General features: G+C 63.8%; 12 protein-coding genes. 10 read left to right on the top strand and 2 right to left on the bottom strand.

Going from position 1 to position 15,161, the window contains the following annotated elements; translation table 11 throughout:
- Positions 1–33: 33 nt before the first annotated feature.
- Both WBP07_RS29570 and WBP07_RS29565 read right to left on the bottom strand, forming a co-directional pair.
- Complete coding sequence (locus WBP07_RS29570; RefSeq protein ID WP_395396803.1) at positions 34–1,812, bottom strand: alkyl/aryl-sulfatase; 1,779 nt, start codon at positions 1,810–1,812, stop codon at positions 34–36.
- Positions 1,813–2,175: 363 nt separating this feature from the next.
- A complete protein-coding gene (locus tag WBP07_RS29565; protein WP_395398275.1) occupies positions 2,176–3,879 on the bottom strand; it encodes an arylsulfatase in 1,704 nt (567 codons plus the stop codon).
- Between the two features lie 347 nt (positions 3,880–4,226).
- On the opposite strand from WBP07_RS29565, the gene WBP07_RS29560 reads away from it, so the two are divergent.
- The 10 genes from WBP07_RS29560 (at position 4,227) to WBP07_RS29515 (ending at position 14,902) form a co-directional block, all read left to right on the top strand.
- Positions 4,227–4,901 (top strand): GntR family transcriptional regulator, encoded by a 675-nt coding sequence (locus WBP07_RS29560; RefSeq protein ID WP_395396802.1) that lies wholly within the window; start codon positions 4,227–4,229, stop codon positions 4,899–4,901.
- A gap of 209 nt (positions 4,902–5,110) precedes the next feature.
- Complete coding sequence (locus tag WBP07_RS29555) at positions 5,111–7,267, top strand: TonB-dependent receptor (protein WP_395396801.1); 2,157 nt, start codon at positions 5,111–5,113, stop codon at positions 7,265–7,267.
- Positions 7,268–7,316: 49 nt separating this feature from the next.
- Positions 7,317–8,417 carry an ABC transporter ATP-binding protein gene (locus WBP07_RS29550; protein ID WP_395396800.1) on the top strand — a complete coding sequence of 367 codons (1,101 nt, stop codon included), beginning with the start codon at positions 7,317–7,319 and terminating at the stop codon, positions 8,415–8,417.
- A complete protein-coding gene (locus tag WBP07_RS29545; protein WP_395396799.1) occupies positions 8,414–9,496 on the top strand; it encodes an extracellular solute-binding protein in 1,083 nt (360 codons plus the stop codon). The genes WBP07_RS29550 and WBP07_RS29545 overlap by 4 nt, the downstream gene beginning before the upstream one ends.
- Positions 9,493–11,190, top strand: a complete 1,698-nt coding sequence (locus tag WBP07_RS29540; protein ID WP_395396798.1) for an ABC transporter permease subunit — start codon at positions 9,493–9,495, stop codon at positions 11,188–11,190. Before WBP07_RS29545 ends, WBP07_RS29540 begins: the two co-directional genes overlap by 4 nt.
- A complete protein-coding gene (locus WBP07_RS29535; protein ID WP_395396797.1) occupies positions 11,187–12,521 on the top strand; it encodes an MmgE/PrpD family protein in 1,335 nt (444 codons plus the stop codon). Before WBP07_RS29540 ends, WBP07_RS29535 begins: the two co-directional genes overlap by 4 nt.
- Positions 12,518–13,228: an NAD(P)-dependent oxidoreductase gene (locus WBP07_RS29530; protein WP_395396796.1), complete on the top strand. Its 711-nt coding sequence runs from the start codon at positions 12,518–12,520 to the stop codon at positions 13,226–13,228. Before WBP07_RS29535 ends, WBP07_RS29530 begins: the two co-directional genes overlap by 4 nt.
- A complete protein-coding gene (locus tag WBP07_RS29525; RefSeq protein WP_395396795.1) occupies positions 13,225–13,746 on the top strand; it encodes a nuclear transport factor 2 family protein in 522 nt (173 codons plus the stop codon). The genes WBP07_RS29530 and WBP07_RS29525 overlap by 4 nt, the downstream gene beginning before the upstream one ends.
- Positions 13,746–14,270, top strand: coding sequence for a nuclear transport factor 2 family protein (locus tag WBP07_RS29520; RefSeq protein ID WP_395396794.1), 525 nt, complete (start codon positions 13,746–13,748; stop codon positions 14,268–14,270). The genes WBP07_RS29525 and WBP07_RS29520 overlap by 1 nt, the downstream gene beginning before the upstream one ends.
- Entirely contained in the window at positions 14,267–14,902 is a 636-nt protein-coding gene (locus tag WBP07_RS29515) for a short chain dehydrogenase (RefSeq protein WP_395396793.1), read from the top strand. The genes WBP07_RS29520 and WBP07_RS29515 overlap by 4 nt, the downstream gene beginning before the upstream one ends.
- The last annotated feature ends 259 nt before the right edge of the window (positions 14,903–15,161 follow it).

Raw genomic sequence — 15,161 nt, 5'->3', positions numbered from 1 at the left:
CCGCTGTGGAGAGCGGAAGTTGGCGCATGCTGTTCACGGCGTGACAATGGGAAAATTGCCCAAGGGCCCATCAAACAGTCCAGCGAAGCGGCCCAGCAAGGCGTGATCGCCTGTCGCAAGCGCAGAAGGGCCATCGCCGGTCAATTCCGCGTAGAACTGAGCGGCTGACAGCTTCAGGATTGGCGCACCGACCAGCGGTGCTTCGGCATCCTCATGGACAAGCACCGAATTGCGGACCCGCACGATCTGCTTCTTTCCGGTCACCGGGTCGACGATCGTGAAAGCAAGCTTCACGCCTTTTGCCCGCTCGGGCACCAGCCGCACCGCGATGGTATCGAGCAACAGATCGGTCGGCAGGCCTAGCAACCCGGCGAAGGGCGCGGCTCTTTTCGGCTCAAGGGGACCGCGCCGCAGTTCGACTGCGGCCTCGAGATAGCCGTTGCGCCAAGTCGCACTCTCCGCCTGATAGGCAAGTTGCGCGTACAAATCGGCCAGCACGAGCTGGGCATTACGGTTCTTCGGATCCGCGAATACCAGTTTGTTGAGCAGTTCGACTGCCCAGCGATTGTCGCCCTTGTCGATCGCTGCCTTGGCCAGTGCCAGAACGCGCGCATCGCCGCCGAGTGCATCGATATAGTGGTTGGCGCCTTCGGTCAGCGTCATGGGATCGAGGTTGGCCGGATTCCCGTCATAATAGCCCATGTAGCGCTGGTAGACGGCGCGGGAATTGTGGCTGAGCGTGCCGTAGTATTCGTGATTGTACCATTTGGCCGCAAGGCTATCGGGATACTGGAGGGTGCGCGCGATCTCGGGCCCGGTGAGGCCGTCGTTCATCAAGCGAACGCTCTGGTCGTGCAGGTATTCGTAAGCGTCGCGCTGGTTGCCCAGGTAATCAACGATCTTCTCCTGCCCCCAACGGGGCCAGAAGTGCGAGGTGAACAGAACCTCGGTGCGACCACCGTAGCGGCTAATCGCCTCTGTCAGTGCATTTGACCAGCTCTTGGTGTCGCGCACCAGGGCGCCGCGCGCAGGCAAGGCGTTGTGCAGCGTGCCGTTGGCATCCTCGGCCAGGCACAAGGCTTTGAGATCGGGTAGATAGAAGAACATCTCCGCCGGAGCCTCGGTATTCGCAGCCATCTGGAACTCAAAGCGCAACCCGTCGATCGTCAGCGTCTCGCCGGTCTGCTTGATATCGTGGTTGGGAATGATCGGCAGGCGGGCGCGTGGTGTGGCAGGAACCTGCCCCGGCTGCGCCTCCACCGGCTTGATCTGCGGACCGAGACCCAGGTTGACGTTGCCGGTAGCCGTAACGGGAAGTCCAAAACCGAACTGGAAGGCTGCCCGACGGATCATCGCCGGACCTGCGATGACCGCCTCTCCCAAAATCTCCTTGATGAAGCCTTCGGGTGCAATGACCGGCACGTGCCGGGCCGCGACGTCCTCATCGGATATCACCGCACGCACGCCGCTGTAGTGATCGGTATGGCTGTGGGTGTAAATGACGCCCGTGACCGGCTTCTTGCCGAGATGCTCGTAAACGAGCTTCATCCCCGTGTAAGCTTCAGCGTCGTATCCCGGATCCACGACGATATAGCCCGTATCGCCGACAATCACGGTCATATTGGAGATGCTGAATCCGCGGATCTGATAGATCCGTTCAGCCACTTTGAAGAGACCATGCTTCTGCAGCAATTGCGCGTTGCGCCAAAGGCTGGGGTTCACCGTATCGGGCGACGCTTGACTGAAAAAGGCGTCGCTATCCAGATCCCCGACGACTTGACCATCCGGATTGCGCAGCTTGCCATCCGCCACGGTCGCAATGAAGCCGCGCTGGACCAGATCATAGTCTTCGCGATCGCTCGTCGGCAGCGTCTGCGCGAAGGTGCTGAGACGCTCACGCGTCACGGCGCTGGCCGGTTTTCCGGCGTTCGCCGTAGCCCCAACTTCGGCGGCGGCACCGGGCGCGGCTTCCTGAGACATGGCAGGCATTGCCAACAGAGCAAGAACGGCGGTTGAAACGGCACAAACACTGCGATTACGCATGATATCCTCTCGAATTTTCAAGCAAGGACGGAAGACCGGTTGATGGCGGCGATCTCAAGATAAGGCGAGGCGAGCCGTGCAATCAGGCCCGCCTCTCCCACACTCCGCATGTTGGTAGAATTTGCCCCCGGATCAGGGCCTGGACGATTGACCCGGGGCCGCCTCAGGAAGTGCCACGCCTTTCTGCGCGGCATAACGGCCCCAGTCCGCAACAAGCTCTTCCAACTTGTCCGGATATCTGACGGCCAGATCCGTGCTTTCTGCCGGATCGGTCGCAAGGTTGAACAACTTCCATTTGCCCTCGCCCACGCCGTCACGAGGATAGGTCGAACCGGACGTCGGCAGGTAGACGGCTTTCCAGTCTCCCTTCCGAAGCGCCCGTCGATAGAAGAGTTCGGTGCCGACAGGCTCGTCGGGGGAGCGAACCTCGGCAGTTTTTTCCGCGAACACCGGCACCAGACTATGCCCCTCGAACGGCAGGATCGGGCGGCCCTTGAACGTTGTCGGCTGCGCCAGCCCGGCGAGGTCGAGCAGCGTTGGCGCGATATCGGTAACGCTCAGATTCCCACGGGCGATACGATTGCCGACGACGCCCTTGCCAGCGGCAAAGGCGCTGACCCGGGTACCACCCTCGGTCGGATAGCCTTTGACCAGCCAGGAAGGCGTGCTGTTCGCCTGTGCCCATCCGGCGCCGTATCCCACGTATGAAGTGGCATTCCCGATATTCTCAAGACGATTGTCGATACCCAGCTTTTTGGCCCCGCCGAGAACTCCGCGAACCTGAAAAGGCGCGTCGATCTCACTGCCTTCCGGGCCGTTGTCCGATAGGAAAACGATGACAGTATTCTCGTACTGGCCGGTGCGCTTCAGCTCCGCAATCACGCGGCCCACATTCTGGTCCATGCGATCGACCATGGCCGCATAGACTTCCATCTTTCGCGCCTCGAGCGCCTTTTCGTCGCTCGTCAGGCTGGCCCATGGCTTCACACCGTCAAGGGGGTGGGGCTGTTGATCCAATGCGACCAGGCCGAGCTTCTTTTGCCGATCAAGACGTTCGGCACGAAGCACTTCATAACCGGCATCGTAGCACCCCTTGTACTTCGCGATCGTTTCGGCTGGGGCCTGCATGGGCCAATGCGGCGTGGTGAAAGTAAGATAAGCGAAGAAGGGGCGCGCATCTTTCGCTCCGCCATCCAGGAACGAGATCAACTGATCGGCGAAGTAGTCAGCAGAGTAACGTCCAACCGGAAATCGGACCAACTTTCCATCCTGCCGGTACAGCGTGTTCGCCTTGGCCTTCTTCCACGCGCCGTCCTGATCGGCGCCGAAATGATTGCCCAGCCCCTGCAGCAAGGCAAAGGAATGCTCGAATCCGCGCGCCGCCGGGCCACGATCCTCAGTCAAACCAAGGTGCCATTTGCCAGACATCAACGTGCGGTACCCGCCCTGCTGCAAAAGCTCGGCAATCGAAGCCACGCGGTCGTTCAGATACCCTTCGTAGCCTGGCCGGCCTGCAAGCGACGGCGATAGGGATTCCGCCATCGTGCCGATCCCCGCTTCATGATTGTCCACCCCGCTCAGCAGCATGGAGCGGGTGGGCGAACACGTCGGCGCGGTATGGAATCCCGTGAAGCGAACACCGCCGGTGGCCAGCGCATCAAGGTTCGGAGTTGCGATTTCACCACCAAAGGCGCCTAGATCCGACCATCCGAGATCATCTGCCACGATCACCAGGAAATTAGGCCGGGAAGCCTCACGCTCGGCCGAAGGACTGCCCAAGGGCGCCTGATCCACCGGTTCCGCCGGGCTCGCTTGCGCCCTAGCGATGGGAGACATCAAGGTGCTCACGAGAGCTGCGGCGATCAAGGCGGCCTTTCGGGTCACGTCGGTTCCGTTCTTAGCTATGTATGAGGCGGCAGACGTAATCGCGTGTGGCGCGGCGGCCTAAAAAGATTTCTCAACTAAAATAGTAGAGAAACTTCTCCACGGCGGATTATCGCTGTCGTGGCGCCCAATCCCCGGGAAAGCGCCGGGCGAAACGTCGGCGCCGGCAGCGCGCGACCCAGCCTCAGGGAAGGCAAAAAAGCGAATCTTGCATGCATGAAAGGCGTTTTTGCATACACGGCCTTTACTCAACCAAATCGGTTGAGTATCAGGATCTCGCAACAGCAGAAGGCCGATCCGTGACCGACCGCGATTCCAGGATATCCCAGGCAGACCTCGTCCGATCGGGGATCGAGGCGCGCATCTCGCAAGGGCTGCTCGCCCCTGGCCAGCGGATCGAGGAAGTGGAAATCGCCGAACTGTTCGGCACCTCGCGCACGCCGGTCCGCGAAGCGGTCTCCCAACTCGTCGCTGCCGGACTGCTGCACAAGACGCCGCGCCTTGGCGCGGTCGTGCCGCGCTTCGATCTGCGCCAGACGCTGGACCTGATGGACTATTCGGCGGAACTGGCCGCGTCGGCAGCGCGCTTCGCGGCACGCCGCCTGCGTGCTGACGAAATCGCCGCGCTGCGCGACCATTGCCAGCGACTGGAAGATTACATCTCCGCCAATGATGTGGCGAACTATGCCTCTACCGCATCGTCGTTCCACTCGATCATCATCGCCGCCTCGCGCAATAGCTATCTGATCGAAGCCCTGGAACGCTCGGTCGTCCATCTCGCCCGTTATTTCCGCTACTGCCTGACATACCCGGGGCAGATGCGCGCCGATCTCGACGATCACTGGAAACTTATCGAAGCCTTCGAAAACCGCGATGCGGAAGGCGCACGTGCGCTGATGCGCCGCCATGCGCTGATCGATCCCGATATCATTGGAGACTACGTCGCCGACATGGAGCACGGGCGACCGGAATAGCCCGACCCGCGTTACGGTTTTCCGCGCTTTCCCGGTCGACCAGTAGGTCTGCCTGATCGGAAAGCGCTCAACAAAAGTTCGTCCATCAACGAAATCAAGCGCTGGACACCTCGAGGTGACAGGCTTTCCTCAACAATAACGCCGCAGCCGCTCCTCCCCCCCGGAGAGCGAACCAACTCATGCGGCCGTCATTCCCGAAAGGAAACCTGATGATCACCATCCGTGGTGGGCAATCGCCCTCCCATGTCCATCGCTCGCGCCGGTCCGCCGCCGCGCTGCTCCTGTCTGCCAGCGCGGTGACCTCCTTTATCGCAGTGCCCGTCGCCGCGCAGGAGAGCAGTCAGGACTACACCCAGACCAACAAGGACGCACGTCCCGAAGACAATTCCATCATCGTCACCGCCGCCAAGCGCGGCCACGGCGCGCCAATGGTGCTATCAAACAGCCCCGCAGCGAACCCCGCCTCGGTCACCGTCATCACCCAGGATGATATTGCCAACAAGCTGACGACGACGGCAGGCGACCTGCTGCGCGGCAGCAACGGCGTGCAGGTATCTGACTATGGGCAAGTCGGCGAAACGCAGGGTATCACCATGCGCGGCTGGTCGAACGGCTACGATTCCGCCTATCTCGCCTATTATCAGGACGGCATCCAGCGCAACGCCCCCTCGCACATCAGCGTCAACGGTTATGTCGACCTGAACCCGCTGATCCCCGAGACGATCAACCAGTTCACCATCGTGCGCGGGCCCTTCGACACGCGCTACGGCGGCAACTTCGCACAGGCCGGCTCGGTCATCGCCACCACGCGCGACTACATTCATTCGGGCTTCGCGCTGACCGGCGGTTCTTACGGGTTCGTGCGCGCCGTCGCCTCGTTCGGCACGCAGTGGAACGAGGGCCGGAGCAGCTTCTACACGATCGTCGACGGCCAGCGGCAGGACGGCTACCGCGATCGTAGCGGCGGCAAGCTGGTCAAGACGTTCACCAAGTTCGCCACCCCGCTTGGTGCCGGGCGTTTCACGCTCGGCTTCGAAACCTACAACAACAAGTTCCAGCAGCCCGGTTACATCGATCTCGGCCTCATCAAGGACGGCACGATCAGCGCCAAGTCCGCGATCAGCGACAGCGATCACGGCTCTGCCCAGACCTACACGCTAATCGGCAACTACCTGCTGGGCGATTACGACCAGGGCCTGGAGGCAAGCGCCAGCGTGGGCCATAGCGCGCTCAATCGCACCTCGACCACTTATCCCTATCCGCAATACTATCGCCGTGACGCACGCTGGAACTATGCAGGCAGCCTGGAGGCACATCGCCGCTTCGAAGTGGTCGGTATCGATGCCCTGCTCCTGGGCGGGGTCAGCGTCCAGCGCGCCGACATCGCCCTCACCGAGCTTCCCTCCGAGGATGGTGACAAGATCACCGGCCTCGACCCGCTGGACGCCTACTTCTACCAGCGCGAACAGGTGAACGAGACGACCAGCTCGGTCTACGCCTCGCTTCAGCTGAAGCCTGCAAGCTGGCTGAAGATCACCGCCGGCGGCCGCTACGACCACTTCACCATCGACGTCGACAACCAGGATTACGACGCGGCGGCGAACGCCTATTACGAGCAGTCGTTCAAGACCAAGACCGGACGCTTCAGCCCCAAAATCGGCGCCGCCATCAACCCAGTGCCGGACGTGACGATCTACGCCAACTACGGCGAGAGCCCACGCTCACCCAGCGCGTTCTCGGAACTGACCACAAACCCCGACCTCAATGTCTCGCACCTGTCGAGCAAGGAAGCGGGCATCGCTTACGATCCATGGGGCCGTCGCCTGCACTTCCAGGCGAACTTCTACAAGACGGTAAACTCGAACGAGGTCGGTCAGGTCGGCTATACTTACGTCAACCTCGGCACATCACGCCGCAAGGGCCTCGATCTCGAAACCTCGCTGGAACTGGTGAAGAGCGAAACGGTCGACCTCAAGCTGACCGGCAACTACTCGGTGGTGAAGGCCCGTCTCGCCGATGGCGGCTATGTACCATACGTCGCCAAGTGGCTCGCCGCCTATGGCGCACGGGTAGACTACCGCCTGCCCGGCAGCGACGGCGAAAGCCTGCGCTTCGATCTCGATCACGAGTTCTTCGGACCGCAGAAGCTGGATTCGCTCGGCACTTACACTGCCGGCACCTACAACCGCCTGTCCGGCAAGATCCGCTGGGTTCTGCCCGAGAAGAACAACCTGAACCTGTGGGCAGGCGGCATCTGGTATCCGGGCTCGGTCTACAACGAGTTCGGCTTCGCACTCAGCGACCGCATCTACGTGGCCCCCAAGCCCAAGCTGCAATTCCAGGTCGGCGCTTCGGTCAACTTCTGATCGTGCAATCCGGGGGCGGACTTTCCATCATGCACAAGGACGACCTGACGTGATCCTTTCCAGGCAGGCCCGCCCCGACACGGCCTCTACTCCCGCGCCGCTCGATATACGCGCGGTAAGCAAAGGCTTCGCCGGCCCCGCAGTGCTGGACGGCGTGTCGCTGGCGATCGAGCCGGGCGAGCGCATCGCCCTGCTCGGCCCCAGCGGCTCCGGCAAGTCTACGCTCCTCAATCTGGTCGCCGGGTTCGAGCAACCGGACCAGGGCGATATCTGCATCGATGGGCGCAGCATCGTCGCGCTGCCCGTCCATGCCCGCCAGATCGGCATGGTGTTTCAGCACTATGCGCTTTTTCCGCATCTGAGCGTGGCTGAGAACATCGCATACCCGCTGGTCCGCCGGCGCGCTTCCCGTGCGGAAACCCGCGATCGGGTGGATCGCTTGCTAGCGTCGGTCCGCCTTCAGGGTTTTGCGGATCGGCGCATTCACACCCTGTCGGGCGGCCAGCAGCAGCGCGTGGCGATCGCCCGGGCACTGGCCGCCGAACCCGCCGTCCTGCTGATGGACGAGCCCATGGGGGCGCTCGACCGCGCGTTGCGTGAGCAATTGCAGATCGAACTCAAGCTGCTGCTACAGCAAACCCGCTCCACCGTCATCTACGTGACCCACGATCAGCGCGAGGCATTGGCTCTGGCCGACCGGATCGCGATCATGAATGAGGGGCGCCTCGAGCAGGTGGGCGCCGTGGAAGACATCTACGGCAATCCCGCCAGCGCCTTTGCCGCAGAGTTCCTTTGGGCCGGGGCCAACCGCCTCGGCGCCATGACGGGTCAAGGCGGGAAGGTTCACCTGTGCGGCGTGCCCCTCGACGCGCGCTGGCCCGGACTGCCGCCGGTCACCGGTTCGCCGGCCGCCCTCGTGGTCCGTCCCGAGGATGTATCGTTTCACGAACGTCGCGATGGTGCGCTGGCAGCCACGGTGCTCACCGCGCTGTTTGCCGGCACCCATCGCATCGTGCAATTGGAACTGCCCTCGGGCGAACAGCTCAACGCAGTCCAGCCGATCTCCGACCTCGCACCGACACCCGGGACGGCAGTTGGCGTGACGATCTACCCCGGCGCGGCCTGCGCCTATCCGGTGGGCGCACGATGAGCCGCCACTTCGATCGGCGCGGCGCGCTTGCTTTCGGGCTGGCAGCGGCCACAACTGCCTGCGCGCCATCGCGCAAGGGCGCCGAGGTCATTCTCTGCGACGGCGGCAGTTTCTGGGGCCGCGCCCAACGCCGGGCTTTCTACAAACCGTTCGAGCAGGAGACGGGCATCCGCGTGCGCACCGTACCCTTCGTCATGGCGGGCAAGCTGCGCACCAGCATCGAACAGGGCCGCCCGGTGATCGACGTGGCCGACATGTCCGGTGCCGACCTTCCCCGCTTCGAGCGTGACGGACTGCTCACGCCAATAGACCTGCGCGGTTTCGATCCGCAGGACATCGCCGCACTCGGCCCCCGCAAGCCGCGCAAGCATGCGCTGCCCTCGTTCTACGCCTCGACCGTGCTGGCCTATCGCCAGGAACTCTTCCCCGATCGTGAGCCCGCGGGCTGGGCGGACATGTGGGACACCGGGCGCCATCCGGGCGAACGCATGCTCGGCTCTGGCCTGATGGGGCAAATGGCCGCGACTTTCGAGATCGCCCTGCTGGCCGACGGCGTCCCCGCAGACCGCCTCTACCCCCTCGATTGGGACCGTGCGATCCGCGCCCTGCGCCGCATCCGCCCATCCATTGCGCGTTACTGGCTGTCGAGCGGCGATGCCTTGCAGATGCTGAACGAGCAGAACGTCGTCATCGGCAATATCTGGAACGGCCCGGTGGACACGCCGGAGGCTCGGGACGCCGGATCCCTGTTCACGTGGAATCAAGGCATACTTCAGGGCGGCTATTGGGCCATCCCGCGCGGCGCGCCCAACCATGCCAATGCGCTGCGCTTCATGGCCTTTGCGCTGCGGCCCGACCGGCAGGCGCATTTCGCCCAGCTGATCGGCTACAGTCCCGCCAACCAGCGGGCCTTTTCCCTTCTGCCACCGGGCAGGGCGGCGCACCTTCCCACTGCGCCGCAGAACCTGCCAAGGCAGATCATGCAGGACGACGACTGGTGGGCGAGAGAAGACCGACCCGGCCTCAGCAACGTCGCGCTCAGCGTCAAGCTGTGGGAGACCGAGGTGGTGGGCAAATGAGCGCCGCGGCATCTCCGCGCACCAGCGCACTCATCTGGCTGGCGTGTCTTCCGGCGCTGGCGATCAGCCTCGGCCTGCTGTTCGCGCCTTTCGGGCTTTCGCTATGGCGGTCGGTGTTTCCGGGCGGCGCGTTCGACCTTTCGGCCTACGCCAGCATCCTCGACAGTTCCTTCCGCGCCGTGCTGAGCGACACCCTGCGCTTTGCGGCGCTGGTGACGCTCGCCTGCCTGCTTCTGGGCACGCCCACCGCCTATGCGCTGGTGCGCTACTCCGGATGGGCACGCCGGGTGATGTTGGTGGCGATGGGCGTGTCATTCACCATCGGCACGCTGATCCGCAGCTATGCCTGGCTCGCGATCCTGGGATCGCGCGGGCTCGTCAACTCCGCACTGCACGTGCTGGGCTGGGCACATCCGGTGAAGCTGGCCTTTACCGACGGCGCGATGCTGCTGGCCAGCGTGCAGGTTACACTGCCGCTGTTCATCCTGCCGCTCTACGGGGTGATGCAGGGCATCGACTTGCGCATGTCGCGCGCCGCACGCAGCCTGGGCGCGGATCCGGTAACAGCTTGGCTCACCGCCGTCCTGCCGCTGGCCCTGCCCGGCATCGGTGTCAGCTGCGCGCTGGTCTTTCTCACCTGCCTTGGCTTCTACGCCATCCCGACGCTGCTCGGCGCGCCCGACAGCTATCTGCTCTCGCAGGAATTGGAAGTACGGATCAACACGCTGGGCGACGATGCCGGAGCATCCGCCCGGATCGTCGTCATGTTCGCGCTGGTACTGCTCTCCTGCGGCCTGGCCACAATCCTGCGCAGCTATGCGCAGAGGGCCGGGGCGGGGCGCCTTTCCGCCCGTCTGCTGCGCAGCCTTGAACCGCTGGCGCGCGTGGTGGCACCGTGGCGCTGGGTTCCGGTCGGTATGATCTTCGTTTTCGTGTTGGCACTGCTGCTGGTGCCGCTGGTGATCCTCGCGCCGCTTTCGCTCAGCGACGACTTCTACTTGCGCTTCCCGCCGCGCGCCTACTCGCTGCGTTGGATCGAGACCTTTCTGGGCGATCCTGACCTGCTCGGGTCGGCCGCATTCACGCTGCGCATTGCCATAAGCGCCGCCGCGATCGCCAGCCTCACCGGCGCCATGGCCGCACTCGCGTCGCTGCGCCTGCCTGCTCGCCGGGCGCGACTGGTAACGCTGGCGGTCGCCGCGCCGCTGGTCGTTTCGCCCATCACGGTGACGGCCGCGCTCTACCTTGTGGCGCTGCGCTGGAGCGGCATCGAATCGTCGGTGCTGTTCGTGGCAATCTACGCGGTGACTGGCTTGCCCTACGGCTTCCTGCTGGTCGGAGCCGCCGCCCGCCGCCTGGATCCCCACCTTGCCCGCGCCGCAGCCACCCTCGGCGCCGGGCCGCTGACAAGCGCGCGCACGGTTACCATGCCGCTGCTTGCCACCGCCTTTGCCAGCGCCTTCGTGTTCGCGTTCCTGTTGGCGGTGGACGATATCAGCGCAGGCCTGTTCCTCAGTTCATCCGACGCGATGCCGCTGGCGCTGCGCCTCTGGGAAGACCTGAAGGCCGCGATCACTCCGCTTCCCGCCGCCATCACCATGCTGGCCGCGCTCATCGCCATGGCCATCTATTGCCTGGCGCGAATGGCAGCCGCCATGCGCCGGCACGCGAAACGCTGGGATGCTGCCGGATGAACGCCCTGGTCATGGCCCATTTCGCCGCATCCCTGGATTGGCGCGATCTGCCCGTCGCCGTTCAAGGGCGCGCGGAAACTGCATTGAGGGACACGCTGGGCTGCCTTCTCGCGGGCACCCGCAGCACTGCGTTCGCGGCGGCGCGGCGCGCAATTGCTCTGGATTCGGCAGGCTCCGACGTATCCGCCGCGATGCGCGCCCTCGCCTGGGCCATTGCCGCATCCGCCTTCGACCATGACGATGGCCATTACGAAGGCGGTGGCATCCATCCGGGCTCGACCATCCTGCCTGCACTTCTCGCCACAACCCGGGGCCACGAAACCCGCGAGGATCTGCTCGCTGCGCTGGTCGTCGGCTACGAAGTCGCGATCCGCGCCGGCTATCTGCTCAAACCGGAGATCAGCGGCGGCCCCTATCACTGCACCGGTGCGGCAAGCGCCATCGGCGCTGCAGCGGCGGTCGCCAGCTACCGAGGCGCCACAGCCGACACTATTCTGAGCGCCATCCACATCGCCGCCGCCCATGGTCCATTGGCCAGCCTGCAACTGCCGATGGTCAAGGAATTGATCGGCCCGGCCGCCGCTGCGGCCGTCACCGCCGCGCTTCTGGCCGAAGCCGGTTTCGGCGGCGCGCCGGCGAAGCCCTCCCTCGGCATCGCGCCCAGCCCATTCGACACCGCACAGGCAGCAAACCCGTTCGTATCCAGCATCGGTGAAGCCTGGCACATTCTCGCCACCTACACGAAGCCCTGGCCCTGTTGCCGCGCCATCCACCCCGCCCTCGCCGCGATCGAGACCATCCTCCACGAACAGGAGGGGAATTGGGGGCAGGAATGGAATGCCGGGATGATCGAGCGCATCGAAGTCGAGGTCATGCCTGGCCTAGAAGCGCTAGCCTTTCTGCCGCCACAATCCGCCGACCATGCCCAATTCAGCTTTCCCTTCGCCATCGGCTGTCTGCTGGCAAACGGTGCCGTCCTGCCGGAGCACTTGCTGGGTATTCGCCTGACCGATCCGGCCGTCCTCGCCGCTGGAGCCAGGGTCACGCTGATCGCCTCGCCCGAAATCACCCCGCTTGCCCCGGATCGCAGCTATCCCGCCGCCGTGACGGTCCATGCGGCCGGCCGATCACAGCGCCTGCGCATTGACGACGCGCCGGGAAGCCTCCGCAATGCGCTCTCGACCGCCGCGATCGGCCGGAAATATGCCGCGAACGCAGCCCTAGCCGGCCTCGATGGTGAGGAAGCGCGCCAGCTTCCGGACAAATCCCCGGCCGCACTCGCCGCAGCGCTCACCCCTTTCCTCGTTTCCACCGATAGGAGCACAACATGAAAATCGCTGTTCTCGGCGCCACCGGACGTACCGGCCAGGTTATCGTCGAGCAGGCGCTCGCCGCCGGGCACAAGGTCTCCGCCCTGGTGCGTCGGCCTGAGGGTCTGCCGATCCGGGGCGACAACCTCGAAGTCGTGATCGGCGACGCCCGCGACCCGGCCATCATCGAGAAACTGGTTTCGGAGAACGACGCCGTCATCTGCAGCCTGGGCATTCCCGCCGCAGGCAGGAGCCGCGCGGAGATCGACGATTCCGCCTCGGTCGACGTCTGCCTCGTCTCCACCCGCCTGCTGTTCGATGCCCTCCCGCGCCACGGCAAGCGCCGCATCGTGCTGATGAGTACCCATGGTGCCGGCGGCAGCAACGATGGTTCGGCTTATGTCACCTGGCTGCGCGATCTGGTGAAGAACCGGGTGCTCGACAAGGACTATACGGAGGAGTTCATTGCCGCCAGCGATGCGCCGGTGGACTGGACCGTGATCCGCAACCCTGCGATTTACGAGGGCGAACTGGGCCGCCCCCACCAGGTCTACACCCGCATCGAACTCGACCGTTCCTCTTGCGTGACCTACCAGGACCTTGCCGCATTCGCGCTATCCGAAGTGGTGGCACCCCGCCATGTCGGACAGTTCCTGACGATCACCGAGCCGCTGGAAAATCGCGCGCTGATAGAGGCTGCCGAGATCGCACCGGAAGTTGCTGCATGAGCCTCACGTGGCAGGCACTGCGTGACCGTGCCGAATTACAGGACTGTATGACCCGCTATGCGCATGGCGTGGATCAACGGTCATGGCCGCTCTACGACAGTGCCTTCCACTTGGATGGCCAGGTCGAGGTTCCCGGCTACATGGACGGCGCACTCGGCTTTGTCGCCTTCCGCGAGATGCTGGCCGCTACGTTCGACCCTCTGCGGCTGTCCGGCCAGCACCTGCTCGGCAATCTGCACGCCGAAGTCGATGGCGACAGTGCCCGCACCGTCACCGAATTTCTCGCCACCACGCTCGAACAGGCAGCCGGCGGCGCTTCGCGCGAAGTGACGCCGGGCCTCTATATCGACGAATTTCGGCGCGAAGGCGGCGAATGGCGCATCGTGCGCCACGTCATCGTCCGTAAGGCAGCGAACGGCACGGTGCTGCCCTTCGTGTCGCCCATCGCCGAGGCCGTGCGCACCACACTTGCCACCGCCTGGCTACCGGGCGCCACTCTCCATCCAGGACATTCCTAATGCCCAAGATCACCGACGACGAACTGCTCGCCCGCGCCGAGATCTCCGACCTGCTGGTCCGCTACGGACAGGCCCAGGACCAGGACGAATGGCGCCTGTACGAAGGTATCTTCACCCAAGACGCGACGATCCACTTTCCCGGCATGCCCATGGAAAACCGCAGCGCCGACGAATTCGGGCGTTTCTTGCAGGAATTCAACAAGACGCGCATCTCCGGCCAGCACCTTATCGGCAATACGCTCTACCGCTTCGACGCGGATGGCGAGAGCGCCCATGTGGTAAGCGAGGTGATCTACATCACCCTTCACCCCACCGATACGCCGGGCCGGGTACGCCGCATTCGCGGCAATGCGCTCTATTCCGACCGTGCGGTCCGCACCGCAGACGGCTGGCGTATCGCGCGGCGCGACATCGCGCAGAAGAATGTCGAAATCGACGAGGGTGAATATGATCCGCTCCTCATCGCCGCCATCGAACATGCCGCAGCCACCCGCTGGTTCGACATTACCGGAGCCACTGCATGACCATCGCAACGAAGCGCGTCTTTCTCATCGGTACGTCCGGCACCGTGGGCAGCGCCGTGCTCCACATGTTGCGCGAACGCGGACATGAGGTGGCCACTGCCGATTTCGATGCCGATCCTGAAAAGGGCGAACTGCGCATAGACATAACCGACACCGCCTCCATCGCTGCCGCCTATGCCGCAGTCGGTGCGGTCGATGCAGTGGCTTGCACCGTCGGCGTGGTACCGCTGCTTCCACTGCATGATACCACGCTGGCGCATATCGACGAAGCGATCAGGGGCAAGCTCTCCTCACAGATCGACATCGTTCTCCAGGGCTTGCCCCATGTGCGGGAAGGCGGGTCGTTTACGCTGATTTCGGGCATCATGTCCCGCATGCCGTGGCTCGGCGGTATCGGCGCCAGCATCGTCGATGGCGGCATAGAAGCCTTCGTGATCGGCGCCGCCGCCGAAATCGGGCGCGACCGAAGGATCAATGCAATAAGCCCCACCATCCTGCAGGAGTCCGTGGACAAGATCGGCACCAACCTGCTGCCTGGTCATCAACCCGTGCCGGCATCGCATGTCGCAGGCGCCTACCTTCGCTCGATCGAAGGAATCGAAACTGGCCAGACCTTCCCGGTAGGTCATTGATCGCCCCTTCGGCGCGACTTGCCGATAACACTCTGCCCTTATGCAGGATTCGCCGACATAGCTGACATTCTCGCGTTCGTTTTAGTCCCTCCAAACCCGCCATACATTCATCAATCCAACGGCGGGCTTGAACGACGGATCGTAAGAATTTGCCAGCAGCCGCGCCCAATACTGCGAATAGCCGATTGCAAATAATTCGGCCATCTATTGAACCGCGCAGACACCTGCTTGTGTGCAATACCAATAATAAAACTGCCTA

It is taken from the genome of Novosphingobium oxfordense (genome assembly GCF_044029435.1).
Taxonomy (GTDB): Bacteria; Pseudomonadota; Alphaproteobacteria; order Sphingomonadales; family Sphingomonadaceae; genus Novosphingobium.
This window is presented reverse-complemented; position numbering and strand designations above follow the sequence as displayed.

Excerpts from the sequence above, each read along its gene's own strand:
- WBP07_RS29555 (WP_395396801.1), top strand. The coding sequence starts at position 5,111 with ATGATCACCATCCGTGGTGGGCAATCGCCCTCCCATGTCCATCGCTCG.
- WBP07_RS29525 (WP_395396795.1), top strand. The coding sequence starts at position 13,225 with ATGAGCCTCACGTGGCAGGCACTGCGTGACCGTGCCGAATTACAGGAC.
- WBP07_RS29565 (WP_395398275.1), bottom strand. The coding sequence starts at position 3,879 with ATGTCTCCCATCGCTAGGGCGCAAGCGAGCCCGGCGGAACCGGTGGAT.
- WBP07_RS29530 (WP_395396796.1), top strand. The coding sequence starts at position 12,518 with ATGAAAATCGCTGTTCTCGGCGCCACCGGACGTACCGGCCAGGTTATC.
- WBP07_RS29515 (WP_395396793.1), top strand. The coding sequence starts at position 14,267 with ATGACCATCGCAACGAAGCGCGTCTTTCTCATCGGTACGTCCGGCACC.
- WBP07_RS29540 (WP_395396798.1), top strand. The coding sequence starts at position 9,493 with ATGAGCGCCGCGGCATCTCCGCGCACCAGCGCACTCATCTGGCTGGCG.
- WBP07_RS29545 (WP_395396799.1), top strand. The coding sequence starts at position 8,414 with ATGAGCCGCCACTTCGATCGGCGCGGCGCGCTTGCTTTCGGGCTGGCA.
- WBP07_RS29520 (WP_395396794.1), top strand. The coding sequence starts at position 13,746 with ATGCCCAAGATCACCGACGACGAACTGCTCGCCCGCGCCGAGATCTCC.
- WBP07_RS29535 (WP_395396797.1), top strand. The coding sequence starts at position 11,187 with ATGAACGCCCTGGTCATGGCCCATTTCGCCGCATCCCTGGATTGGCGC.